The sequence below is a fragment of the Amycolatopsis sp. NPDC006131 genome, assembly GCF_040614175.1.
GTDB classification, from domain to species: domain Bacteria; phylum Actinomycetota; class Actinomycetes; order Mycobacteriales; family Pseudonocardiaceae; genus Amycolatopsis_E; species Amycolatopsis_E tucumanensis.
Genome location: NZ_JBEXTX010000005.1, coordinates 35,009 through 58,153, shown reverse-complemented (window position 1 = coordinate 58,153; position 23,145 = coordinate 35,009). Strand labels below are relative to the sequence as shown.

General features: G+C 71.7%; 22 protein-coding genes. 15 read left to right on the top strand and 7 right to left on the bottom strand.

What is annotated here, in order from left to right; translation table 11 throughout:
• Positions 1–43 precede the first annotated feature (43 nt).
• A complete protein-coding gene (locus tag ABZ215_RS05060; protein ID WP_354947936.1) occupies positions 44–2,671 on the top strand; it encodes a GNAT family N-acetyltransferase in 2,628 nt (875 codons plus the stop codon).
• A gap of 131 nt (positions 2,672–2,802) precedes the next feature.
• On the opposite strand, the gene ABZ215_RS05055 is transcribed toward ABZ215_RS05060, so the two are convergent.
• From ABZ215_RS05055 to ABZ215_RS05035, 5 genes are all read right to left on the bottom strand, one after another.
• Positions 2,803–3,132, bottom strand: a complete 330-nt coding sequence (locus tag ABZ215_RS05055; protein ID WP_354947830.1) for a DUF1330 domain-containing protein — start codon at positions 3,130–3,132, stop codon at positions 2,803–2,805.
• A gap of 209 nt (positions 3,133–3,341) precedes the next feature.
• Positions 3,342–4,469: a hypothetical protein gene (locus ABZ215_RS05050; protein ID WP_354947829.1), complete on the bottom strand. Its 1,128-nt coding sequence runs from the start codon at positions 4,467–4,469 to the stop codon at positions 3,342–3,344.
• The gene (locus ABZ215_RS05045) at positions 4,469–6,004 is read right to left on the bottom strand and encodes a long-chain-fatty-acid--CoA ligase (protein WP_354947827.1); all 1,536 of its coding nucleotides are present in this window, start codon (positions 6,002–6,004) and stop codon (positions 4,469–4,471) included. The genes ABZ215_RS05050 and ABZ215_RS05045 overlap by 1 nt, the downstream gene beginning before the upstream one ends.
• Positions 6,001–7,041 carry an acyl-CoA dehydrogenase gene (locus ABZ215_RS05040; protein WP_354947825.1) on the bottom strand — a complete coding sequence of 347 codons (1,041 nt, stop codon included), beginning with the start codon at positions 7,039–7,041 and terminating at the stop codon, positions 6,001–6,003. The genes ABZ215_RS05045 and ABZ215_RS05040 overlap by 4 nt, the downstream gene beginning before the upstream one ends.
• Before the next feature lie 10 nt (positions 7,042–7,051).
• A complete protein-coding gene (locus tag ABZ215_RS05035; protein WP_354947823.1) occupies positions 7,052–8,233 on the bottom strand; it encodes an acyl-CoA dehydrogenase family protein in 1,182 nt (393 codons plus the stop codon).
• Between the two features lie 105 nt (positions 8,234–8,338).
• On the opposite strand from ABZ215_RS05035, the gene ABZ215_RS05030 reads away from it, so the two are divergent.
• From ABZ215_RS05030 to ABZ215_RS04965, 14 genes are all read left to right on the top strand, one after another.
• A complete protein-coding gene (locus tag ABZ215_RS05030) occupies positions 8,339–8,530 on the top strand; it encodes a ferredoxin (RefSeq protein WP_020421064.1) in 192 nt (63 codons plus the stop codon).
• 62 nt (positions 8,531–8,592) lie between these two features.
• Positions 8,593–9,474, top strand: coding sequence for a 3-oxoacyl-ACP reductase (locus ABZ215_RS05025; protein ID WP_027934929.1), 882 nt, complete (start codon positions 8,593–8,595; stop codon positions 9,472–9,474).
• Positions 9,471–10,985 (top strand): aldehyde dehydrogenase family protein, encoded by a 1,515-nt coding sequence (locus ABZ215_RS05020; protein ID WP_020421062.1) that lies wholly within the window; start codon positions 9,471–9,473, stop codon positions 10,983–10,985. The genes ABZ215_RS05025 and ABZ215_RS05020 overlap by 4 nt, the downstream gene beginning before the upstream one ends.
• Positions 10,985–11,746, top strand: a complete 762-nt coding sequence (locus tag ABZ215_RS05015) for a glucose 1-dehydrogenase (protein ID WP_354947821.1) — start codon at positions 10,985–10,987, stop codon at positions 11,744–11,746. Before ABZ215_RS05020 ends, ABZ215_RS05015 begins: the two co-directional genes overlap by 1 nt.
• A gap of 99 nt (positions 11,747–11,845) precedes the next feature.
• Entirely contained in the window at positions 11,846–12,640 is a 795-nt protein-coding gene (locus ABZ215_RS05010) for an ABC transporter permease (RefSeq protein ID WP_020421060.1), read from the top strand.
• Positions 12,640–13,503, top strand: coding sequence for an ABC transporter permease (locus tag ABZ215_RS05005; protein ID WP_027934932.1), 864 nt, complete (start codon positions 12,640–12,642; stop codon positions 13,501–13,503). Before ABZ215_RS05010 ends, ABZ215_RS05005 begins: the two co-directional genes overlap by 1 nt.
• Positions 13,500–14,822, top strand: coding sequence for an MCE family protein (locus ABZ215_RS05000; RefSeq protein ID WP_354947819.1), 1,323 nt, complete (start codon positions 13,500–13,502; stop codon positions 14,820–14,822). Before ABZ215_RS05005 ends, ABZ215_RS05000 begins: the two co-directional genes overlap by 4 nt.
• A complete protein-coding gene (locus ABZ215_RS04995; protein ID WP_354947817.1) occupies positions 14,819–15,862 on the top strand; it encodes an MCE family protein in 1,044 nt (347 codons plus the stop codon). The genes ABZ215_RS05000 and ABZ215_RS04995 overlap by 4 nt, the downstream gene beginning before the upstream one ends.
• Entirely contained in the window at positions 15,859–16,890 is a 1,032-nt protein-coding gene (locus ABZ215_RS04990) for an MCE family protein (protein ID WP_354947815.1), read from the top strand. The genes ABZ215_RS04995 and ABZ215_RS04990 overlap by 4 nt, the downstream gene beginning before the upstream one ends.
• A complete protein-coding gene (locus ABZ215_RS04985; protein ID WP_020421055.1) occupies positions 16,887–18,074 on the top strand; it encodes an MCE family protein in 1,188 nt (395 codons plus the stop codon). Before ABZ215_RS04990 ends, ABZ215_RS04985 begins: the two co-directional genes overlap by 4 nt.
• The gene (locus ABZ215_RS04980) at positions 18,071–19,255 is read left to right on the top strand and encodes an MCE family protein (RefSeq protein WP_354947813.1); all 1,185 of its coding nucleotides are present in this window, start codon (positions 18,071–18,073) and stop codon (positions 19,253–19,255) included. The genes ABZ215_RS04985 and ABZ215_RS04980 overlap by 4 nt, the downstream gene beginning before the upstream one ends.
• Positions 19,252–20,490, top strand: a complete 1,239-nt coding sequence (locus tag ABZ215_RS04975) for an MlaD family protein (protein WP_354947811.1) — start codon at positions 19,252–19,254, stop codon at positions 20,488–20,490. Before ABZ215_RS04980 ends, ABZ215_RS04975 begins: the two co-directional genes overlap by 4 nt.
• Positions 20,487–20,963, top strand: a complete 477-nt coding sequence (locus tag ABZ215_RS04970; RefSeq protein ID WP_027936306.1) for a hypothetical protein — start codon at positions 20,487–20,489, stop codon at positions 20,961–20,963. The genes ABZ215_RS04975 and ABZ215_RS04970 overlap by 4 nt, the downstream gene beginning before the upstream one ends.
• Positions 20,960–21,460, top strand: a complete 501-nt coding sequence (locus tag ABZ215_RS04965) for a hypothetical protein (protein WP_354947809.1) — start codon at positions 20,960–20,962, stop codon at positions 21,458–21,460. The genes ABZ215_RS04970 and ABZ215_RS04965 overlap by 4 nt, the downstream gene beginning before the upstream one ends.
• Here the strand turns inward: ABZ215_RS04965 and ABZ215_RS04960 are convergent, their stop codons facing one another.
• The gene (locus tag ABZ215_RS04960; RefSeq protein ID WP_354947807.1) at positions 21,461–22,366 is read right to left on the bottom strand and encodes a sensor histidine kinase; all 906 of its coding nucleotides are present in this window, start codon (positions 22,364–22,366) and stop codon (positions 21,461–21,463) included. It abuts the gene before it with no gap.
• Entirely contained in the window at positions 22,363–23,139 is a 777-nt protein-coding gene (locus ABZ215_RS04955) for an MEDS domain-containing protein (protein ID WP_354711387.1), read from the bottom strand. Before ABZ215_RS04955 ends, ABZ215_RS04960 begins: the two co-directional genes overlap by 4 nt.
• Between the last annotated feature and the right edge of the window lie 6 nt (positions 23,140–23,145).

Genomic DNA, 23,145 nt, shown 5'->3' with positions numbered 1-23,145 from the left:
CCGCGATCCCTTCGACTACCCCCGCCACTGGGAGGCCGACGTTCTGCTCAGCGACGGTGGCACCGTCCACTTGCGACCCATCGTCCCGAGTGACGCCGGCGCTCTCGTCACCTTTCACGGCAAGCTTTCCGAGCGCACCCGGTACCTCCGCTACTTCGGCGCCTACCCGCGCATCCCGCAGCGGGACCTCGAACGGTTCTCCGTCGTCGACCACCACGATCGCGTGGCGTTCGTCGCCCTGCTCGGGGACGACATCATCGCTGTGGGGCGGTACGAGCGGCTCGGCGACGGGCCCTCGGCCGAGGTGGCGTTCGTCGTGGACGACGCGCACCAGGGGCGCGGCGTCGGGTCGATCCTGCTGGAGCACCTGGCCGCCGCCGCGTCCGAGAGCGGCCTGCGCCGGTTCGTCGCCGAGGTCCTCGCCGAGAACGCGGCCATGGTGCGCGTCTTCCGCGACGCCGGCTACCAGGTGAGCCGCGCCATCGAGGAGGGCGTGCTGCACCTGGAGTTCGACATCGACCCGACCGAGGAGTCCCTCGCCGTCGCCCGCGCACGCGAACAGGCCGCCGAGGCGCGCAGCGTCTACAACCTCCTCCACCCGCGCTCCGTCGCGGTCATCGGCGCCTCGGCCGACCCCATGAAGGTCGGCTACTCGGTCCTGTCCAACCTGCTCGCCGCGGACTTCGCGGGCACCGTCTACCCGGTCAACCCGGAGCACCGCTCGGTGCGCGGCGTGCGTGCGTATCCGTCCGTTGTGGACATCCCGGACCCGGTGGACCTCGCCGTCGTCGCGGTGCCCGCGGACCAGGTCGAGTCTGTGTTGGACGGTGCGCTCGCCAAGGGCGTCAAGACCTTGCTGATCGTCACCGCCGGTTTCGGCGAGGCCGGCCCGCACGGGCTGCACGCCGAGCTGCGCCTCGTCGGCGAAGCACGCGCACACGGCATGCGCGTGGTCGGCCCCAACGCCCTCGGTGTGCTCAACACCGATCCGGCGGTCCGGCTCAACGCCACTCTCGCCCCGCGCCTGCCCAAGCGTGGCCGCGCCGGCTTCTTCTGCCAGTCCGGCGCCCTGGGCACCGCGATCCTCGCCGACGCCGAAGCACGCGGCCTCGGCCTGTCGACGTTCGTGTCGGCGGGCAACCGCGCCGACGTCTCCGGCAACGACCTGCTGCAGTACTGGGAGACCGACACCAGCACCGACCTCGTCCTGCTCTACCTCGAATCGTTCGGCAACCCGCGCAAGTTCGCCCGCCTCGCGCGGCGGCTCGGGCGCAGCAAGCCGATCGTCGCGGTGAAGTCCGGGCGGCACGCCGTTCGCCCGCAGCTGGCCGCGACGTCCGCCGAGGTCGACGAGTCGAGCGTGCAGGCCCTGTTCGAGCAGGCCGGTGTGGTGCGGGTGGAGACGCTGGCGCAGCTGTTCGACACCGCGCTCGTGTTCGCCCACCAGCCGCTGCCGGCGGGGCCGCGGATCGGGATCGTCGGCAACTCCAGCGCGATCGGCCTGCTCGCCGCCGACACGGCCCGCGCGCAGGGGCTGCGCCTGGCGTTCGACCCCGTGGACGTCGGGCCGCAGGCCGGTCCGGACGACTTCGCCGCGGCGGTGCGGGAGGCGCTGAACAACCCGGAGACCGACGCGCTGGTCGCGGTGTTCGTGCCGCCGCTGTCGATCCCGGGCAGCACGTACGCGCGGGCGCTGCGCGAGGCGGCCCAGGAGCTTGACCAGGGCAAACCGATCGTGTCGACGTTCCTCGCCGCCGAGGGCGTGCCGGACGAGCTGGCCGTGCCCGGACCGGACGGCGCACCGGGACGCGGGTCGATCCCGTCGTACCCCAGCCCGGAGCGCGCGGTGAACGCGCTGGCGAAGGTCGTGCGGTACGCGGCGTGGCGGCAGCGGCCGCAGGGCACGCTGATCCGCCCCGACGGGCTGCACGTCGAGCAGGCGGAGCAGGTCGTGCGGGAGATCCTGGCAGGCGGCGACAAGAACGTGGTGCTCGAGGACGCCGACATCGTGCGGCTGCTCGGGTGCTACGGCATCGACGTGGTGCCGTTCCGGATGGTGTCGAGCGCCGAGGCCGCGGTCCAGGCCGCGGAGGAGCTCGGCTACCCGGTGACCGTGAAGGCCGTGGACGAACGCCTGCGCGGACGGCCGGACCTCGCGGGCGTGCGGCTGGACCTCGCGTCGCCCGACGCGGTGCGGCGCGGGTACGAGGACCTGAGCGAGGTGTCCGGCGAGCGGGACGTCTACGTGCAGAAGATGGCGCCGAAGGGCATCTCGTGCCTGATCGGGCTGCAGGACGACCCGTCGTTCGGCAGCCTGGTGTCGTTCGGGTTGTCCGGGCTGGTGAGCACGCTGCTGGGGGACCGGGCGTACCGGGCGGTGCCGCTGACCGACGTCGACGCTGCGACGCTCATCCGCGAGCCGAAGAGCGCCCCGCTGCTGACCGGCTACCGCGGCGACGAACCCGCGGACCTCGCGGCGCTGCAGGACATGGTGCTGAGGGTGGCGGCGCTGGCGGAGGACCACCCGGAGGTGCGGGCGCTGACGCTGGACCCGGTGATGGCCTCGCCGGAGGGCGCGTTCGTCGCCAACGCGCGCATCGTGCTCGGCCCGCCGCCCGCCCGGCCGGACACCGGGCCGCGAAGGCTGCGCCCGATCAACGCGACGTTCTGACCTGCTGCGGTGGTGGGCCGGCATCGGTGGGAGGGCTGGGGCCGGCGGCTGCGGGCAGGTGATGTGGCGGTGGCCGGTGCGTGCGGCGGGCTGGGGGTGATGCCGCGGGCAGGGTGGGTCGCCGGGAGCGGTTACTCCGCGGCCTTGAGGATCGGGCGCAGGTCGTCCAGGCGGTCGAACAGGTGCCAGACGTACGAGGACGTCCCGTTTTCCCGGTGGGGGTGGAGGTCGGCCAGGGCCGGGTCGTCGCGGTAGCTCTCGAATGCCTTCGGGGAGTCCCACTCGACCAGGATCATCACCTGGCGCGGGGCGATGTCCCCGGTCGCGGCCTCGCGGAACTTGCCCAGTGCCACGACCCGGCCGCCGTGGGTGGCGACCTCCTCCGCGGACCGGCGCGAGTACGCCAGGTACTCCGCGCGGTCGGCGACATCGAACAGGTTCAGCGCGTACACCTTGCCCATGCCGGCCACTCTACGGCCGCGCCGCCACCACGCCAGGGCTCGCGGTGTCGGCGCTACGGCCGCGCAGCCACCACGGCTCACGGGCAGCTCCACGGCGCGCCGCCACCACGCCACGGCTCGCGGAGTCAGCGCTACGGCCGCGCAGCCACCACGGCTCACGGGCAGCTCCACGGCGCGCCGCCACCACACCACGGCTCGCGGTGTCAGCGCTACGGCCGCACCGCCAACACCGACCGGCTTCCGGGGTACTCCGTCAGCGTCCACAACTGGTCGGCCGGCCCGCGGTAGCTCAGGTCCTCGTTGCCCGCCGGGAAGACGCTCGCCTTCTGCGTGGGCCCGAACGACGCCGTGAACGTCCACAGCGAGCCCCGGCTGCCCGAACCCGCGCTGGCGGACACGTAGAACGTCCCGTCGATCGCTGTCGCGCCTTGCATGCTCTTGATGCCCACCCGGTAGGCCTCCGTGGCGTGCGTGTAGCCGTCGGCGGACTCGGCGAACTTGCGGTCCGTGTAGTCGATCGGGAAGCGCACCACCCGCGTGCCCGTGCCGTCCGCGTTGTACTCCGGCACCACCACGCTGTCCGGCGTGCTCGTCCGGTCCAGCGACGCCGCCGAGAACCGCAGCTCGGTCACGCCACTGGCCGCCGAGTCGACGAAGCGCAGCGCCTGCGGCAGCACGTACGCGTAGTCGTGCGCCTCGTACGTGCCGTCCGCCTGCCGTCCGATCGCCGCGCTGTCGCCGGTCCGCACCTGCCAGATGTGCCGCAGGTCGAAGGCCCGGAACCCGCCCGACGTGTCGGCCACGTACAGGTAGTACCCGTACAGGAAGATCCCGCCCGCGTGCACGGTCACCGCCCGGAAGTCCGGCTGCCCGGCCGAATTCGTGTACGGCTCGACCAGCAGCACGTGCCGGTACTTCAGAGTCGAGTAGTCCACGAACGAGACCCGCACGCCCTTGTTCGCCCCGGAACCGGCGTAGTACCAGCTCGCCAGCACCGCCGTGCGGCCCTCGTACAGCCCGTCCCCGTAGGCGTCGGCCGTCGTGGTGACACCCTGCGGGTACCAGTCGGTCGTGTCGTTGTCGCCGGAGTTCCAGCAGAACGCCGCCACCTGGCCCGTCGCGCCCGGGTCGCACGACGACGCGCTGCGGTTGGCGCTGTCGAGCACCGCGGAGAACGACACCGTCGGCAGCACCCCGTCCAGCGCGCTGATCACGGAGTTGTAAGCGCTTTCCTTCAGCCGGAAGTCGCTCGCGGTCAGCTTGACCGGGGCGGCGTTCGCGACCGGGGTGACGAAGACGGTCAGAAGGACGGCCAGGACCGCGGCGAACCTGCGCATCAGCCCACCGTAGGCACCGCAGGTGTCGGCGAGTAGACGCTTTCCTTGCCACGACGCGACCACACCGGATCGGAACACCGCGTCCCCTCCGCCGCCAGCCGCCGTTTCACGATCTTGTACGTGGATGTCCGCGGGAGTTCGTTGACAAGGCGCACGAACCGTGGCAGCTGCTTCGGCCCGAGGTCCGGTTGCGCGGCCAGGAACTCCCCGAACTCCTCGGGCGACAGCGGACCCGACAGCACCAGCGCGGCCATCACCTGGTCGCCCACCGCCGGATCCGGCACCGCGTACACCGCCGCCTCGGCGATCGCCGGGTGCCGCAGCAGGACCCGTTCGATGGGCGCGGTGCCGAGGTTCTCGCCGTCGACCCGCAGCCAGTCCCCGAGCCGCCCGGCGAAGAAGCAGAACCCGTTCTCGTCCACGTACGCCAGGTCGCCGGTGTGGTACCGCCCGTCGCGGAGCCGCTCGGCGTCCGCCTCGGGGTTCTTGTAGTAGCCCGCGAACGCCCCCGCACCGGTGGTGTTCACCAGCTCCCCGACCACGCCGGGCGGACACACCGAGCCGGTCTCCGGGTCCAGCACCGCGACCCCCTCCGGCAACGGCCCCAGCGACCCCGGTGGCGTGTCCGGCGTCCGCGCGAACCCGATCCCGCCCTCGGTCGAGCCGAACGCGTCCACCACGTGGCAGCCGAACCGGCGGCCGAACTCGGCCAGGTCCGCCTCCGCGCCCTCGTTGCCGTACACGATCCGCAGCGGGTTGTCCGCGTCGTCCGGCGACTCGGGCGTCGCCAGCACGTAGGACAGCGGCTTGCCCACGTAGTTCGCGTAGGTGGCGCCGAACCGCCGCACGTCGGGCAGGAAACCGGACGCCGAGAACCGCCGCCGCATCGCCAGCGCGGCGCCCGCGGCGAGCCCGACCGACCACCCGGCCATGATCGCGTTGGAGTGGAACATCGGCATCGACAGGTACACGCAGTCCGAACCGGACAGTCCGAAGCGGGAGGCCAGCATCTGCCCGGGGAAGGCGATCTTCTCGTGCGTGCACCGCACCGCCTTGGGGTCGCCGCTGGTGCCGGAGGTGAAGATGAGCATCAGCAGGTCCGCGGGCGTCGCGGGCACCGGGGACAGCGGCGAGCCCGCGCAGGAATCCAGCAACGCGGCCCACTCCGGCCCGTCCAGGTCCAGCACCGGCACGTCCACCCCGTCCAGCAACGCCGCGTGCCGCCCCTCGGTGAGCACCAGCTGGCAGTCGGCGAGCCGGATGTCCCGCTCCAGCGCCGCGCCCCGGCGCGTCGGGTTCAGCCCGACCAGCACCGACCCCGCGAACGCGCACCCGCCGAGCAGGAACGAGAACGACGGCACGTTGTCCGCCAGCACACCCACGTGCTGCACCGGCCCGGTCAGCAACGAACGCAGCACCGCCGCGTGGTCGGCGCACTGCTGCACGTGCTCCCGCCAGGTCCACGCCGAGTCCTCGAACCGCAGGCCAGGGCCGTCGTCCGCGGCACGCGCCAGCAGCATCTCGGTGACCGTCATGACGTCGCGAGCAGGTCGCCCAGCACCCGCAGCTGCGCCGTCGCCCCGCCGAGGGCGAACTCCAGCCGCTTGGCCGCCACGAAGTACCGGTGCAGCTCGTGGTCGGTGTCGATGCCGACCCCGCCGTGGACGTGGACGGCAGTGTGCGCGACGCGGTGCCCGGCCTCGGCCGCCCAGTACTTCGCCGTCGCGACCTCCGGCCCCGCGGGCAGCCCCTCCGACAGGCGCCACGCGGCTTGCCACAGGGTCAGCCGCACGGCTTCGACGTCGATGTAGGCGTCCGCGAGCCGCTGCCGCACCGCCTGGAACGCGCCGATCGCGTGCCCGAACTGCTCGCGCTGCCGTGCGTACTCCGCGGTGCGGTGCAACGCGCTCTCCAGCACGCCGAGCTGCTGCGCGCACAACCCCACCGTCGCGTGCTCGGCCAGGGACACCTCCGGCAGCCGTGCAGCCGGCGCCCCGTTCAGCTCGACCAGCCCGGCGTCGGCGTGGTCGACCACGCTCTGCGGCCGCACCCCGTCCGCGGCGACCACGAACACCGCCGTCCCCTCGGGCGTGTGCGCGGGCACGACCAGCGCGTCGGCGAACGCGGCGAACGGCACCGCCGTCTGCGTGCCCGAGACCCGCCAGCCCCCGCCGTCCGGTTCCGCCGTGAAACCGCACGGCGCGCCCGCGTCCGGCAGCGCCAGCGCCAGCACCGCCTGACCGCGCACCGCCGGCACGACCCACTGCTCGATCAGCCGCCCGTCTCCGGACTCGGCGATCGCGGACGCCCCCACCACGGTCGGCAGGTACGGCACCTCGGCGACCGCCCGGCCGACTTCGGTCAGCACCGCGCACTGCCCGAGCAACCCGAGGCCGCCGCCCCCGACCGCGGTGGGCAGCGCCGCGTCGATCACCCCGGCCCGCGCCAGCTCCTGCCACACCGCGCGGTCGAACCCGCCCTCGCCGTGCGGGCTCGCCGAAGCGCGCTCGGACAGGATGCGGCCGGCGAGCGCGGCCAGTTCGGCGACGTCCGCACTCAACGCGAAGTCCACGGCTTCCTCCTCAGCGGGTCACGGGCAGGGACAGGGCGGTCGCGGCGATCAGGTCGCGCTGGATCTCGTTGGTGCCGCCGCCGAAGGTCAGGATCAGCGCTGAGCGGTGCGCGCGTTCCAGCCGTCCGCGCAGCACGGCGCCGGGGGAGCCGGCGCGCACCACCGAGCCCGGCCCGACGACCTCCATCAGAAGCCGGTACGCCTCGATCGCCAGCTCGGTGCCGAACACCTTCGTCGCCGACGCCTCCGCCGCGCCCAGCTCGTCCGAGCCCGCCGCCCACGCGATCCGCCAGTTGCGCAGCTTGAGGTACTCGGCATGGGCGTGCACGCGGGCCAGGTGCATCCGGACCCACTCGGCGTCGATGACCCGGCTGCCGTCCGGCTGCTTGGTCTCCTGCGCCCACCTGCGCACCTCGTCCAGCGCGGAGATGATCGGCGCGGCGGAGGTCAGCGCCACGCGCTCGTGGTTGAGCTGGTTGGTGATGAGCGGCCAGCCCGCGTTCTCGCCGGCGATCCGGGCGGACACCGGCACCCGCACGTCGTCGTAGTAGGTCGCGCTCGTGCCCGGTCCGGCGACGGTGCGCACCTTCGTCCAGGAGAAGCCGGGCGCGTCGGTCGGCACGACCAGGATGCTCAGCCCCTTGTGCCGTTTCGCGTCCGGGTCGGTGCGCGCGGCCAGCCACACGTAGTCGGCGTACTCGATCAGGCTCGTCCACATCTTCTGGCCGTTGACGACGTAGGAGTCGCCGTCCCGGACCGCGCGAGTGCGCAGCGACGCCAGGTCGGTGCCCGCCTCCGGCTCGGAGTAGCCGATCGAGAAGTGCAGCTCGCCGCCGGCGATGCGCGGCAGGTAGAACGCCTTCTGCTCCGGCGTGCCGAACCGCATGATGGTGGGCCCGATCGTGTTGACCGTCAGGAACGGCACCGGCACCCCGGCGACGGCCGCCTCGTCGGTGAAGACGAGCTGTTCGAGCATGGGCCTGGCCTGCCCGCCCCACTCCTCCGGCCACCCGATCGCGAGCCAGCCGTCCCGGCCCAGTTCGCGCACGATCTCCTTGTAGGCCTTGCCATCCCCGTATTCGCCGCCGTCCCCGGCCAGCGCCTCGCGCCGCTCCGGGGTCATCAGTCCGGCGAAGTAGTCGCGCAGCTCGTCGCGCAGCCGGTCCTGCTCGGGCGTGTAGCTGATCCGCATGCGTCACCTCCGGCCCGCCCGGTCGTTGCTGGAAGCAGACCGGTCCGTGGCGCTAGTCTAGAACACGTTCTATTTCTATCAGCTCCGCCGCCGAGGAGGAAAGCCATGGAGGTCGCCGTCGACCGGTCGCTGTGCGAGGCGAACGAGGTGTGCATCGGGTTCGCGCCCGCCGTCTTCGAGCTGGACGACGACGAAGAGTTGCGCATCAGTCACCCGTCGGTGCCCGAATCAGAAGTAGAACGTGTTTCGCAAGCGATCGCGGCTTGTCCGAAGAATGCGCTGTTCATCGTGGAGTAAACGGCAGAAACTGGGGGTTGTCCGCGACGAGAACAGATTCTAGTCTGACCGTCGTGGAAGGTATGCGGGAACCGCGGGTGGCCATCGTGACCGGCGCCGGGGCGGGACTGGGCCGGGCGGAGGCGCTGGCGCTGGCCCGTTCGGGCGCCTCGGTCGTCCTCAACGACGTCACGGAGGCCGCGAAGACCGTCGTCGAGGAGATCGAAGCCGAGGGCGGACGGGCGCTGCTCGTCACCGGGGACGTGGGCGAGCGCGCCACCGCCGACGCCCTCGTCGAAGCCGCGCTCGACCACTTCGGCGGGCTGCACGTCGTCGTCAACAACGCCGGGGTGCTGCGCGACCGGATGCTGTTCTCGATGTCCGACGAGGAGTGGGACACCGTGATCCGGGTGCACCTGCGCGGGCACTTCCTGTTGTCCCGCAACGCGACCGCGCACTGGCGTGCCCAGTCGAAGGCCACCGGCGCGCCGGTGTTCGCGCGTATCGTCAACACCGCCTCCGAGGCGTTCCTCGTCGGATCCGCCGGGCAGCCCAACTACGCGGCCGCCAAGGCGGGCATCGTGGGCCTCACCGTCGCCACCGCCCGGGGCGCCGCGCGGTACGGGGTGCGGGCCAACGCCATCTGCCCCCGCGCGCGGACCGCCATGACCGCCGCGGTCTTCGGCGACGCACCGGACGGCGGCGTCGATCCGCTGTCGGTCGACCACGTCGCCCCGTTCGTCGCGTTCCTCGCCTCGGAGCAGGCCGAACGCATCAACGGCCAGGTCTTCGTCGTGCACGGCGGCATGGTCGCGCTGCTGAAACCACCCGCCGTCGAGCAGCGGTTCGACACCGCCGGTCCGCTGTGGACGGCCGACGAGCTCGCGGCCACCGTGGGCGCCCACTTCGACGACCGAGACCCCGACACCATGTTCGCCGCCACCGAGATCCTGGAGCTCCCATGACACTCACCGTGCAGCCGCACCGCGAATCCGTCGGCCTCAAGACCGGTCAGCTCTACCTCGACGGCCAGTGGGGCCCCGGCACCGGCGGCGACTCCTGGACCCACCTGCACCCGGCCACCGGTGAGGAGATCGGCGAGTTCGCCATCGCCACCGAGGCCGACGTCGACGCCGCGGTCGCCTCGGCCCGCGTGGCGTTCGAGTCGGGCACCTGGTCGAACTCCCGCGCGAGCACACGTGTCGCGGTTCTGCACCGGTACGCGGACCTGCTGCGCGAGCACGCCGAGGAGCTGCGGTCGTTGCAGGCACTGGACAACTCGGTGCCGCTGTCGTTCAGCAGCACGATCTACGCGACCTCGGTCGGCGCCGCGGCGGACGTGTTCGACCACCACGCGGGCTGGGTCGACAAGCTCGGCGGCGAGACCCTGACGCCGTACCAGGGCGGCGACCACCTGGCGATGACCTTCCGCGAGCCGATCGGCGTGGTCGCGGCGATCCTGCCGTGGAACGCGCCGTTCCTGCTGTTCGCGCAGAAGGTCGCCCCGGCGCTCGCGGCCGGGTGCACCATCGTGCTCAAACCTTCGGAGTACTGCACGTTCACCGTGCTGCGCATGGTCGAGCTGCTCGTCGAAGCCGGGCTGCCGGCCGGCACGCTCAACGTCGTCACCGGCCCCGGCGACCCGGTCGGCGAAGCGCTGATCACCCACCCCGGGGTGGACAAGGTCAGCTTCACCGGCAGCCGCGCGGTGGGCAAGCACATCGTCGAGGCCTCCGCGGGCACGCTCAAGCGGGTCTCGCTCGAACTCGGCGGCAAGAGCCCGGCGCTGGTGTTCGCCGACGCGCCCAACGTCGCGCTGGCCGCCGCGACCGTCGTCGGCGCGGTCACGATGGGCCTGTCCGGCCAGGCGTGCGTCGCCAACACCCGGGCACTGGTGCACCGCGACGTCTACGACGAGTTCCTCGGCGCCGCGCAGGGCATGGCGCAGGCGATGACCTACGGCGACCCGTTCGACCCCGGGGTCATGGCGAGCCCGCTGATCAACGCCAAGCAGCTGGAACGGGTGCTCGGCTACATCGAGAAGGGCAAGGCCGAGGGCGCCCGGCTGGTCACCGGCGGCGAGCGGCTCGGCGGTGATCTGGCGAACGGCAACTTCGTCGGCCCGACCATCTTCGCCGACGTCGACAACCACGCCACCATCGCGCAGGAGGAGATCTTCGGCCCGGTGCTCGCGGTCGTCCCGTTCACCGACGAGGACGAGGCCGTGCGCCTGGCCAACGACACCGAGTACGGCCTCGGCGCGGGCCTGTTCACCGCCGACGTCCAGCGCGCCTTCCGCGTGTCGCGCAAGCTGCGGGCCGGCACGATCGGCATCAACGGCTTCCAGATCGAGCCGCACCTGCCCTTCGGCGGGTTCAAGCAGTCCGGGCTCGGCCGCGAGGGCGGCAAGTCCTCCATCGAGGCCTACACCGAGCTCAAGTCGGTGTACCTGCCGCTGACCGACGAGATGATGTGATGGGTCGCCTCGACGGGAAGACCGCGCTGATCACCGGCGCGGCCAGGGGACAGGGCGCGGCCGCGGCCCGGCGGTTCACCGCGGAGGGCGCGAAGGTGATGGTCGCCGACGTCGCCGACGACGACGGCAAGGCCCTCGCCGACGAGATCGGCGCCGTCTACCAGCACCTCGACGTGTCGCGCGAGGACGACTGGGCCGCCGCGGTGCGGCGCGCCGAGGACGAGTTCGGCGGCCTCACCGTGCTGGTGAACAACGCGGGAATCCTGCACTTCTCGGAGCTGGCGCACACGTCACTGGCCGATTACGAACGCGTCATCGGCATCAACCAGATCGGGGCGTTTCTCGGCATGCGCTCGGTCGTTGAACCGATGACGCGGGCCGGTGGCGGCTCGATCATCAACGTGTCCTCTGTGGAGGGTCTGGCCGGCATGCCGTTCCTCGTCGCCTACACCGCGAGCAAGTTCGCGATCCGGGGGATGACGAAGGTGGCCGCACTGGAGCTGGGGCGCAAGGGGATCCGGGTCAATTCGGTCCATCCCGGCATGATCGACACGCAGATGGTCGCCGACGCCGCGGGCGGGGCGGAGATCGACATGGCCTGGGTCGGCAAGAAGGTCGCGCTGGGACGCGTCGGCAAGCCCGAGGAGATCGCGCAGCTCGCGGTGTTCCTGGCCAGTGACGAGAGTTCCTACTGCACGGGCGGGGAGTTCGTCGCCGACGGCGGCGCGACCGCGACGCACGCGCTGAACCTGCAGGGGTGATCGACTTCACGGGAATACGAAGTAAACACCGCTAACGCAAAGCGGTTTCCCGCAAGGGAGTAAGACTCAGAGCAACGAGGCTGGGGTCGCGGAGGTGTGATGGGGTCACGCACGGGAACGCTCACGGTACCGGGCACCGCCGCGCTCGCCCAGGTCGGCCGCCTGTCCACACTGGCCTGGGAAGTGCTGCGGGCGATCCCGCGCAGGCCCTTCCAGTTCCGCGAGTGGATCCTGCAGTGCTGGTTCTTCGCGAGCGTGACGATCCTGCCCACCGCGCTCGTCGCCGTCCCGTTCGGCGCGGTCATCGCGCTGCAGCTCGGTTCGCTGACGCAGCAGATCGGCGCGCAGTCGTTCACCGGCGCGGCCAGCGCGCTGGCCATCGTGCAGCAGGCCGCCCCGCTGATCACCGCCCTGCTCGTCGCGGGCGCCGGCGGAAGCGCCGTCTGCGCTGACATCGGCGCGCGCAAGATCCGCGAAGAGATCGACGCGATGGAGGTGCTCGGGGTCAACCCGATCCAGCGCCTCATCGTGCCGCGCGTGCTCGCCGCGATGGTCGTGTCCGTGCTGCTCAACGGCCTGGTCAGCGTGGTCGGCGTGCTCGGCGGCTACTTCTTCAACGTCGTCATGCAGGGCGGCACCCCGGGCGCGTACCTGGCCAGCTTCAACGCGCTGGCGCAGCTGCCGGACCTCTACGTCAGCGAGATCAAGGCCGTGCTGTACGGGTTCGTCGCCGGAGTGGTGGCCGCCTACCGCGGGCTCAACCCGGCCGGCGGGCCGAAGGGCGTCGGCGACGCGGTGAACCAGGCCGTGGTCATCACCTTCCTGCTGCTGTTCCTCATCAACGTCGTGCTGACCGCCATCTACCTGCGGATCATTCCGCCGAAAGCGCTGTGATGACCGCCGAAACGCTGGAGAGACAGCCCGGGGTGTCCGACCGGACACTCGAGATGATCGCGCGCCCCGGCGCCGTGCTGGAGGGACTGGGCAGCCAGCTCTCCTTCTACGTCCGCGCGCTCGCCTGGGCCCCACGCACGCTTCGCCGCTACAGCAGGGAAACGCTGCGGCTGCTGACCGAGGTCTGCTTCGGCACCGGCGGTCTGGCGGTGATCGGCGGGACACTCGGCGTGATGATCGGCATGACCCTGTTCACCGGTCTCATCGTCGGCCTGCAGGGGTACGCCGCGCTCAACCAGCTCGGCACCGCCGCGCTGACCGGGTTCATCTCGGCCTACTTCAACACCCGTGAGGTCGCGCCGCTGGCCGCCGGGCTCGCGTTGTCAGCGACCGTCGGCTGCGGGTTCACCGCCCAGCTGGGCGCCATGCGGATCTCGGAGGAGATCGACGCGCTCGAGGTGATGGCGGTGCCCAGCCTGCCGTACCTGGTCACCACACGCGTGCTGGCCGGGCTGGGCGCGGTGATCCCGCTGTACGCCGTCGGGCTGTTGTCGTCCTACCTGGCCTCGCGCCAAGTCACCGTGTGGCTCTACGGCCAGTCGGCGGGCACCTACGACCACTACTTCGGGCTGTTCCTGCCGCCCGAGGACGTGCTGTGGTCGTTCGGCAAGGTGATCGTGTTCAGCGTGCTGGTGATCCTGTCGCACTGCTACTACGGCTACACCGCCAGCGGCGGGCCTGCCGGCGTCGGCGTCGCGGTCGGCCGCGCGGTGCGGACGTCGATCGTGCTGATCTCGGTACTGGACTTCTTCCTCAGCCTCGCGGTCTGGGGCGCGACCACGACGGTGAGGATCGCGGGATGAGACGGGCGGTGCTGCTGCGGCGGCTCTGGCACCAGGTGCTCGGCCTGGTGTTCCTCGTCGTGTGCGGGCTGTTCTTCGTCACCACGGTCGCCGCCTACAACAAGGAGTTCACCCCGGTCGCGATGGTGCGGCTGGAGACCGACCACGTCGGCAACCAGCTGCGCAAGGGCTCCGACGTCAAGATCCGCGGCGTCGTGGTCGGCGAGGTGCGCTCGATCCAGGCGATGGGCGACCACGCCGCGCTGGAACTCGCGCTGGACCCGGATCAGCTGAGCCTGATCCCGGACAACGTCTCCGCGCGGCTGCTGCCCAAGACCCTGTTCGGCGAACGCTACGTGGCCCTGCACATCCCGCCGGATCCGTCCGCCCGGCACATCGCGGCGGGCGACGTCATCCCGCAGGACCGGTCCAGCTCGGCGATCGAGCTGGAGCAGGTGCTGAACAACGTCATGCCGCTGCTGCAGGCCGTCCAGCCGCAGAAGCTCGCCAGTACGCTCAACGCGGTCTCCACCGCGCTCGACGGCCGCGGCGAGCAGCTCGGCGCCACGCTGGTGAACCTGTCCGAGTACCTGGCCGGGCTGAACCCGTCGCTGCCCGACATCAAGGCCGACATCACCGGGCTGGCGAACGTCGCGGACACCTACGACCGGGCCGCGCCGGACTTCCTGCAGGCGCTGGCCGACCTGACCACCACCACGAAGACCCTGGTGGACAAGCAGCAGGCGCTGACCCAGGTCTGGGCGTCGGTGACGAACGCGAGCGACAACCTGGACAGCTTCCTGCGCGTCAACCAGGCGAACCTGATCAACCTCACGGTCACCTCGCAGTCCACTTTGGAGGTTCTCGCGAAGTACGCGCCGGAGTACCCGTGCCTGCTGCAGCAGCTGGCCGAGGCCGTGCCGCGCGCGTACGAGGCCTTCGGCGCCGGCACCGACAAGATGAACCACGTGACGATCCGGTTCGTCGCCGACCGCACCAAGTACGAGCCGGGCAAGGACGAGCCGGAGTACCTCGACAAGCGCGGGCCGCGCTGCTACCCGATGGTGCTGCCGCCCGGACGCTGGCCGCAGTACCCGCCGGGCGGGCCGATCCAGGACGGCTCCACGCACCCGCCCGCCGGGCCCGGCGCGAGCGTTCCGCTGCCCAGCAACGGGATCATCGACGGCGGGTCGTCCACCACCGGATCGGTCGCGAACTCGCCCGCCGAACAGGACCTCGTCGCTGCGCTGCTGTCCCCGGCCGCGCCGCAGGACGTGCCGGGGTGGGGAACCCTGCTCGCCGGCCCGCTCTACCGCGGGGTGGAGGTGGAGGTCCGGTGAACCGGTTCGTCCCGTCGCTGATCAAGATCCTGATCTTCGCCGCCGTCACGGTGCTGCTGACCGGGATCCTCGGCTCGACGATCGCCAACACCAACTTCGGCGTCACCTCCACCTACACCGCGCGCTTCACCGACGCCTCCGGCCTGCACGAGGGCGACGACGTGCGGATCGTCGGGGTGAAGGTGGGGCAGGTGGACGAGATCACCGTCGAGCAGGACGGCGACACCAGCTACGCCGACGTGCACTTCACCGTCCAGTCGGCCTACCGCCTGCCGGGCTCGGTCACCGCGACCGTCAAGTACCGCAACCTCGTCGGGCAGCGGTACCTGTCGCTGGGCACCAACGTGCCCGGGGACGACCAGCTGGCGGCGGGCGGCATGATCCCGCCGGAACGCACGCAACCGGCGCTGAACCTCACCGTGCTGTTCAACGGGTTCAAGCCGTTGTTCGCGGCCCTGGACCCGCAGCAGGTCAACCAGCTCTCCTACGAGATCATCCAGGTCTTCCAGGGCGAGGGCGGCACGATCGAGAGCCTGCTGTCGCACACCGCGTCGCTAACCCAGACCATCGCCGACCGCGACCAGGTGATCGGCCAGGTGATCGGCAACCTCAACACCGTGTTGACCACGGTGAACGACCGCGGACCGCAGCTGTCGAACCTGATCGACCAGACCCAGCAGCTGGTGTCCGGATTGGCCGCCCAGCGCGGCCCGATCGGCGACGCGGTGTCCGCGCTGGGCGAGCTGACCGACGCCACCGCCGGGCTGCTCGCCGACGCGCGGCCGCCGGTCCAGCAGGACATCGCCGCGCTCGGGACGCTGTCCGGCACGCTCGCCGACTCCGGGCAGCTGATCGACGAACTGCTGAAGAAGCTGCCCGGCAACCTGGAGAAGTTCACCCGGACCCTGAGCTACGGCAGCTGGTACAACTACTACCTCTGCGGTTTGACCGGGACCATCGGCGTGACGTCGCTCAACATCACGCTGCCGCTGCTCCCGCTGCCTGCGACCGAGCTCCCGGAGAGGTGCAAGCCGTCATGAAGGCGCTCAAGGACCGCAACCAGGCCGCCGTCGGCGCGGTGACGCTCGTGCTCGTCGTGCTGGTGACCCTGGTGTCCTACTTCTCCGACGAGCTGCCGCTGCTCGGCACCGGGACCACCTACCAGGCCTACTTCGCCGAGTCCGCGGGCCTCGCGGCGGACAACGAGGTGCAGGTGGCCGGTGTGAAGGTCGGCCAGGTCACCGACGTGTCGCTGGCCGGCAGGAAGGTGCTCGTCAAGTTCAAGGTGGAGAACACCCGGGTCGGTGACGAGTCGACGGCCTCCATCGAGATCAAGACGCTGCTGGGGGAGAAGTACCTCGCGCTCAAACCCAAGGGCGAGGGCGCGCAGGACCCGGCCGAGCCGATCCCGGTCGAGCGCACCACCACCCCGTTCCAGCTGCAGGACGCCTTCCAGCAGCTGAGCACGACGGTCGGCCAGATCGACACGAACCAGCTCGCGCAGAGCTTCGACGCGGTCGCCGACGCGCTCAAGGACACCCCGCAACCGTTGCGGGACACGTTGTCCGGCCTGTCCGCGTTGTCGCGCACGGTGTCCTCGCGCGACCAGGAGCTGGCGAACCTGCTGGCGAACACCAGCCAGGTGTCGCGGACGCTCGCCGACCGCAACGCCCAGCTCACCGCGATCATCAACGACGGCAACCTGCTGCTCGGCGAGCTGCAGCGGCGCCGGGACGCGATCAAGGCGCTGCTCACCGGCACCCAGCAGCTCGCGGCCCAGCTGTCCGGACTGGTCGCCGACAACCGCGCGCAGCTGCGGCCGACGCTGGAACGGCTCGGCGAGGTCACCACCATCCTGCAGAACAACCAGGACAACCTGAACCGCAGCCTCGAGCTGCTCGCGCCGTTCACCCGCGTCGGCGCGAACGCGACCGGCAACGGCCGCTGGTTCGAGGGCTACATCTGCGGGCTGCTGCCGCCGGTGATCAAGGCGGGCGGGCTGTCCATCAACCCCGAGGGCTGCACGCCGCCGATCTCCGCGCCGGACCAGGGATTGGGGGGCGGATGACGCTCGACAGCCGTGCCTCGCGCGGCGTGTACCGCTGGATCGCGACCGGGTGCGTGCTCGCGCTGCTGGTGACGGCCGGCCTGTACCTGGTGCTCCGGGACAGCGGCGGCACCCGGATCTCCGCGTTGTTCGACCGGACCGTCGGCCTCTACGCCGGATCGTCGGTGCGCGTCCTCGGCGTGCCGGTCGGCGAGATCACCGGCGTCACGCCGGAAGGCGCCGTGGTGCGCGTGGACATGCGCGTCGACGACGACGTGCGGATCCCCGCCGACGCCGGCGCCGTGGTGGTCGCGCCGAGCCTGGTCAGCGACCGGTACGTGCAGCTCACCCCGGCCTACGACAGCGGGCCCGTGATGGCGTCCGGCACGCTCATCCCGCAGGACCGCACCGCGACGCCGATGGAGCTGGACGACCTCTACGGCACGCTCGACAAGCTGTCGACCAGCCTCGGGCCCACCGGCGCCAACGCGAACGGCGCGCTGTCGAACCTGCTGGACACCGCCGCGGCCAACCTCGACGGCAACGGGCTGAACCTCAACAGCACCGTCACCGAGCTGGCGAACCTGTCGCGCACGCTGGACAACTCGAAGGACGACCTGTTCGGCACCGTGCGGAACCTCCAGTCGTTCACCACCGCGCTCGCGGACAGCGACGCGCAGCTCAACGAGTTCTACCAGCGGCTGGGGAACGTGACGGGCTTCCTCGCCGAGGACTCCGACGACGTCAGCGCCGCGCTGGCCGCGCTCGGCTCCTCGCTCGGCGACGTGCAGAGCTTCGTCGCCGAGAACAAGGACCTGCTCACGTCCAATGTGGATCGGCTGGCCGGCATCACGCAGGTGCTCGTGGACCAGCGCGCCGCGCTCGCCGAGGTGCTCGACGTCGGGCCGACCGGCATGACCAACTTCATCAACTCCTACGACGCGGCGTCCGGCAGCATCGCGATCCGCTACAACGCCAACGAGTTCACCAACCCGCTGATCACCACGCTGTGCCGGCTGATCAAGGCGTCCACGCCGGTCGGCCTGCCGACGACGGTCAGCGACGTGTGCGAGGCGATCGCCCCGGTGGTCGAGGGCATCGCGAAGGTCCCCTCGATCCCGCAGCTGCTCGCCGACATCAACAGCGGCAAGCTCCCGCCGCTGCCGTTGCTGCCGCTGGTCGACATCCCGGAGGCCGGATCGTGAGGCGGCTGACCGGGGCGCTGTGCGGGGTGCTGCTGCTCGTGGCCGGCTGCGGCACGGCGGGGTTCTCCGGGCTCTACAACACGCCGCTGCCGGGCGGGGCGGACCTCGGCGACCACCCGTACCGCATCACCGCGCAGTTCGCCGACGTGCTCGACCTGGTGCCGCAGGCCGCGGTGAAGGTCAACGACGTGCCGATCGGCCGGGTCGACAGCGTCGAACTGGCGCCGGACACCAGGTCCGCCATCGTGCACATGAGCATCAACGGCGACCTGAAGATGCCGGAGAACTCCTTCGCCCAGCTGCGCCAGTCGAGCCTGCTGGGGGAGAAGTTCGTGCAGCTCGCCGAGCCCGCCGGGGAACCGGCAGCCGCGCCGCTGCGTGAGGGCTCGGTGATCCCGCTGGCGCGCACCAACCGCAACCCCGAGGTCGAGGAGGTGCTGGGCGCGCTGTCGCTGCTGCTCAACGGCGGCGGGGTGAACCAGTTGGCCGACATCACCCGCGAGCTGAACCACGCGCTCACCGGCAACGAGGCGGAGATCCGCGCGCTGCTGGCGCGGGTGGACCGGATCGCGACCGAGCTGGACGGGCAGAAGTCGGAGATCATCCGGGCCATCGACGGGCTCAACCGGCTGTCCGGCACGCTCGTCGCCCAGACCGCGAACCTGACCACCGCGCTGGAGGACCTCGCGCCCGGCATGGCCGTGGTGACCCAGCAGCGGGACCAGCTCGTCGGGATGCTGCAGTCGCTCGACCGGTTGTCCGGCGTGGCCGTGGACACGATCGACGCGAGCCGGGAGTCGCTGCTGGCGGACCTGCGGGCGCTGGCGCCCACACTGTCCAAACTGGCCGAAGCGGGCACGAACCTGCCGGAGGCGCTGAAGATCCTGCCGACCTACCCGCTGCCCGACGTCGCCGGGGACGTGGTGAAGGGCGACTACGCGAACGTGACCGCGCGGATCGACCTGAACCTGGACGCGATCTTCCAGAACATCGCCAACTCCGGGAAGTTCCCGTCGATCGAGCTGCCGAGCAACAACCAGAGCAGCACGCAGGTCGCGGCGCCACCACTGCCGATCCCGCAGCCCGCGACGCCGCAGGCGCAGACCCAGCCGGACCCGGTGACCGGTCTGCTGCCCGGACTGAGCGACCTGCTCGGCAACCTGCTGGGAGGGACGCCGTGATCACCCGCAAGCACCGGATCCAGCTGATCGCGTTCCTGCTGATCGCGCTCGCGTCCGTCGGGTACGCCGGCGGCCGGTACGCCGGGCTGGACCGGCTGTTCGGCACCAGCGGCTACCTGGTCACCGCGAACCTGACCGAGTCGGGCGGGATCTTCGAGGGCGCCGAGGTGACCTACCGCGGCGTCGCGGTCGGACGGGTGTCCAAGCTGCACCTGACCGACGAGGGGGTCGCGGTCGACCTGGACATCACCTCCGACGAGAAGATCCCGGCCGACACCGAAGCCGTGGTGGCGACCCGGTCGGCGGTCGGCGAGCAGTACGTCGACCTGCGGCCCAAGCACCAGGACGGGCCCTACCTCGCGGACGGGTCGGTGATCACCAGCGACCGCACGGCGATCCCGCTCTCGCCGGACACCGTGCTGGCCAACCTGGACCGCCTGGTGTCCAGTGTGGACACGCAGTCGCTGAAGACCGTGGTGGACGAGACCTACGACGCGTTCGCGGGCAGCGGCCACGACCTGCAGCAGCTGCTCGACACGGCGAACTCGTTCACCACGGCGGCGACGGAGAACCTGCCGCAGACCACGCGGCTGCTGGCCGACGGCCGGGTCGTGCTGGACACCCAGCAGCGGCAGGCCGACATGATCACCTCGATGGCCACCGGGCTGCGCACGATCGCCGAGCAGCTCAAGGGCGCCGACCCGGACCTGCGGAAGGTCATCGACACCACGCCCGGACTGGCCCGGGACCTGGACACGATCCTCGCGACCTCCGGCACCGACCTCGGCGTGCTGATCGCGAACCTGCTCACCACCGCGCAGATCACCTCGGTGCGCACGGACGCGATCGAGCAGCTGCTGGTCGCCTACCCGGTGATCTCGGCCTTCACGCGGTCGGTGTGGTCCAACGGCGAAGGCCACCTCGGGCTGGTGCTGAACTTCTTCGACCCGCACTCGTGCACCAAGGGCTACGAGACGACGCAGCAGCGCCCGGCGAACGACACCCGCGAGGTGCCCGCCAACCGGCAGGCCTACTGCGCGGAGCCGCCGGGCAGCGCGACCGGGGTGCGTGGCGCGCAGAACGCGCCGTACGCGGGCAAGCCGGTCAACCCGGCGAAGCCGAACGACCCCGCGCCGGCGCCCGCGCACTCCACGTCGGCGCAGATGCCCGGCGTGCTGGGGCTGGTCACCGGTACCGCGAGTTCGCTGGGGCAGCTGCTGGGGCTGCCGGGATGACACGGGTGCTGGGCGCGCTGGCCGCGGTGGCGGTGCTGGCGGCGGCGTGGTTCGGGTGGAGCTGGTGGAGCGCGGCGCACGACGACGGGCTGGTCCGCGCCCGCGACCGAGACGCGGTGATCGCCGCCGCGGGTGACGCGCTGGTCGCGTTGAACACGATCGACTACCGCGAGGCCGGGGCCGCGCTGGACCGGTGGATCGCGGTGACGAGCGGCCAGCTGGGCTCGTCGCTGAGCGGGGACCGGCAGGGGCAGGTGGACCGGGCCACCGCGGGGAAGCTCGTCGCCACGGCGTCGTTGCGGCAGATCGCCGTGACCGAGCTGAACGGCGACGCGGCGCGGGTGATCGCGGTGCTGGACGTGTCGATCGCGTCCGGTGGCGGTGAGCCGAAGCCGGGCCGCAGCCACTTGACCGCGGACGTGGCGCGGGCGGACGGGACGTGGAAGATCACGGCCGTGCAGGGGGCTTCGTGACTTCCCGTGTGGCGACGTGGGTTTCGGTGCTCACGGCGGTGATCGTGCTGGCGGGCGGGTTCGCCGGATGGGCCGCGGTGCAGGCCGGCCAGTGGCGCACCTCGAACGCCGCGCTGGCGGACCCGGCGGCGACCGCCGAGGCCTCGGAGCAGATCAGCGCGGCCCTGAAAGCGGTCTTTTCCTACGACTACGGCAACCTGGCGCGCACCGAGCGGGCGGCCGCGTCGGTCCTGGTGGACGACGCGGTGACCCAGTATCGCGACACCTTCGCCGCGGCGCAGGAGCAGGCGGTGTCGCAGAAACTGATCCGCACCACGACGGTGGCGTCGCTCGGGCTGCAGGACCTCGACGGCGATTCCGCGCGGGCACTGGCGTTCCTGGAACAGCAGACGCTCAACACGACGAGCGGGCAGCAGACGTCGTCCTCGGCGGCTCTGTCGGTAGTGGCGCGCAAGGTGGACGGGGCGTGGAAGATAGCGGCGCTGACGCCGCTGTGATCACAGGCGCAGCAGCGCGTACTGCGTCGTCCGGCCCGGTTGCGTGTACGTGCGCACCAGGTCGGCCAGCTGGTGCACCAGCAGCAGCCCGCGCCCGCCCAGCGCGCCCGGCGGCTGCGGGCGCCGCCCGGCCAGCGGGTCCGCCAGGAAACCGTCGTCGTGCACGGCGCAGCACAGGTGGCCGTCCGCGGGCCACAGCTCGACCCGGCACAAGCCGCCGGCGTGGCGCAGGCTGTTGGTCACCAGCTCGGTGACGATCAGCTCCAGGTCGGGCACCCGGACCTCGCTCAGGCCGAACACCCGCGCCTGCTCCGCCGCCCAGTGGCGGGCCTCGCGGACACCCCAGTCACCGGTCACCGCGAAGTCCACCGGGGCCGCGGCCGGCACCGGCTGGTTGTAGCGCGCCACCACGTCGTCCGGCGCGTACTGCTCGCTGGCGTACCGCCGCGACGCCTCCCACACCTCCGGGTGCGTCTCGCGGGCGTCGGCGACCACGGACGGCTCCAGTGCCGCCGTGTCGTAGGGGCACACGATCGTCACGTCCCGGCCGTCGAACGCGTGGTTGATCAGCGCCTCGTGCTGCGCGCACGCCGGGTACTCGGTGGCCGAGCGGCCCGCCCAGATCGGCTCGCCGATGATGCGCACGTGCCGGTCCGGGTGCGCGTCGGCGAACCGGCGCAGCACCGTCGGGATGATCCGGCCGGGGTTGCGGCCCGCCTCGGTCATGTCCAGCCACAGCACCTCGTCCGAGCCGACCGCGGGCCGCAGCACGGACAGCCGGTCACCGGGCACGGCGACCGCGACCGGTTCCCGCCGCGCGAGGCCGTCGGTGACGAAGGGCACGAGGGCGTCGAGGTACTCGTCGTCGGAGCTGTAGAACAGCGCGGGGTGCACGAACGCGGTCACGCGGCCCCCTCCACCCGCACCGTCGACAGCCCCAGCACTTCGACCAGGCGGGAGACGGCCGGCGAGGGATCACGCAACACCAGTGTCGCACCACGGTTCGCGGCGTGCTCGGCCAGCCGCGTCAGGCTGCGGTGGTCGGCGAACCGCAGGCCACGCACGTCGAGCACGAGGTTGCCCTCCACCGGCCGCGGATCCGCCCGCCGCAGCGCCTCGACGAGCAGCTCCTCGGTCGAGAGGTCGAGCTCCCCGGCGAGCGCGGCCGACGCCGACGCCGAGCCGAAGAGCCGGAACCCGGGGTCGGCGTTCGTCGCCGGATGCATGGACGCCACCCTCGCCACCACCTCGTCACCAACCTGCCCGCGGTCGTACCCGCACATCGCGGAGAACGGGCGCACGGCGGCGTACCGGTCCACCGCGTGCTCGTAGCGCGCGAGCGCGTCGAGCTGCCCGGGGGCGGTCACGAGCGGTGTCCAGTCCGCCGCGACCCGCAGCCCGGTGTAGCCCGCCGCCAGCGCGGCCTCGGTCGCCAGTGCGTAGTTGCGCGCCTGCTCGTCCGGATCGACCACGGCGCCCGCGGGGCAGGTCTCGTCGAGCGAGACCGTCCGCGCCGCGCCGGTGCGCAACGCGTCGTCCAGCCCGTCGAGTGCGGGCTCGCCGGGCGCGACGAACCAGACCTGCCTGCCGCGGGCGAGCCCGTCGCGCAGGAACTCCCGCGCGCGGGCCCGGAAATCCGCCGTGGACTCGAAGGCCCAGCACCGGTGATCGTGAAGCACCGACAC

Excerpts from the sequence above, each read along its gene's own strand:
- ABZ215_RS05055 (WP_354947830.1), bottom strand. The coding sequence starts at position 3,132 with ATGGGCAAGGTGTACGCGCTGAACCTGTTCGATGTCGCCGACCGCGCG.
- ABZ215_RS05050 (WP_354947829.1), bottom strand. The coding sequence starts at position 4,469 with ATGCGCAGGTTCGCCGCGGTCCTGGCCGTCCTTCTGACCGTCTTCGTC.
- ABZ215_RS05045 (WP_354947827.1), bottom strand. The coding sequence starts at position 6,004 with ATGACGGTCACCGAGATGCTGCTGGCGCGTGCCGCGGACGACGGCCCT.
- ABZ215_RS05035 (WP_354947823.1), bottom strand. The coding sequence starts at position 8,233 with ATGCGGATCAGCTACACGCCCGAGCAGGACCGGCTGCGCGACGAGCTG.
- ABZ215_RS05030 (WP_020421064.1), top strand. The coding sequence starts at position 8,339 with ATGGAGGTCGCCGTCGACCGGTCGCTGTGCGAGGCGAACGAGGTGTGC.
- ABZ215_RS05025 (WP_027934929.1), top strand. The coding sequence starts at position 8,593 with ATGCGGGAACCGCGGGTGGCCATCGTGACCGGCGCCGGGGCGGGACTG.
- ABZ215_RS05020 (WP_020421062.1), top strand. The coding sequence starts at position 9,471 with ATGACACTCACCGTGCAGCCGCACCGCGAATCCGTCGGCCTCAAGACC.
- ABZ215_RS05015 (WP_354947821.1), top strand. The coding sequence starts at position 10,985 with ATGGGTCGCCTCGACGGGAAGACCGCGCTGATCACCGGCGCGGCCAGG.
- ABZ215_RS05010 (WP_020421060.1), top strand. The coding sequence starts at position 11,846 with ATGGGGTCACGCACGGGAACGCTCACGGTACCGGGCACCGCCGCGCTC.
- ABZ215_RS05005 (WP_027934932.1), top strand. The coding sequence starts at position 12,640 with ATGACCGCCGAAACGCTGGAGAGACAGCCCGGGGTGTCCGACCGGACA.
- ABZ215_RS05000 (WP_354947819.1), top strand. The coding sequence starts at position 13,500 with ATGAGACGGGCGGTGCTGCTGCGGCGGCTCTGGCACCAGGTGCTCGGC.
- ABZ215_RS04990 (WP_354947815.1), top strand. The coding sequence starts at position 15,859 with ATGAAGGCGCTCAAGGACCGCAACCAGGCCGCCGTCGGCGCGGTGACG.
- ABZ215_RS04985 (WP_020421055.1), top strand. The coding sequence starts at position 16,887 with ATGACGCTCGACAGCCGTGCCTCGCGCGGCGTGTACCGCTGGATCGCG.
- ABZ215_RS04970 (WP_027936306.1), top strand. The coding sequence starts at position 20,487 with ATGACACGGGTGCTGGGCGCGCTGGCCGCGGTGGCGGTGCTGGCGGCG.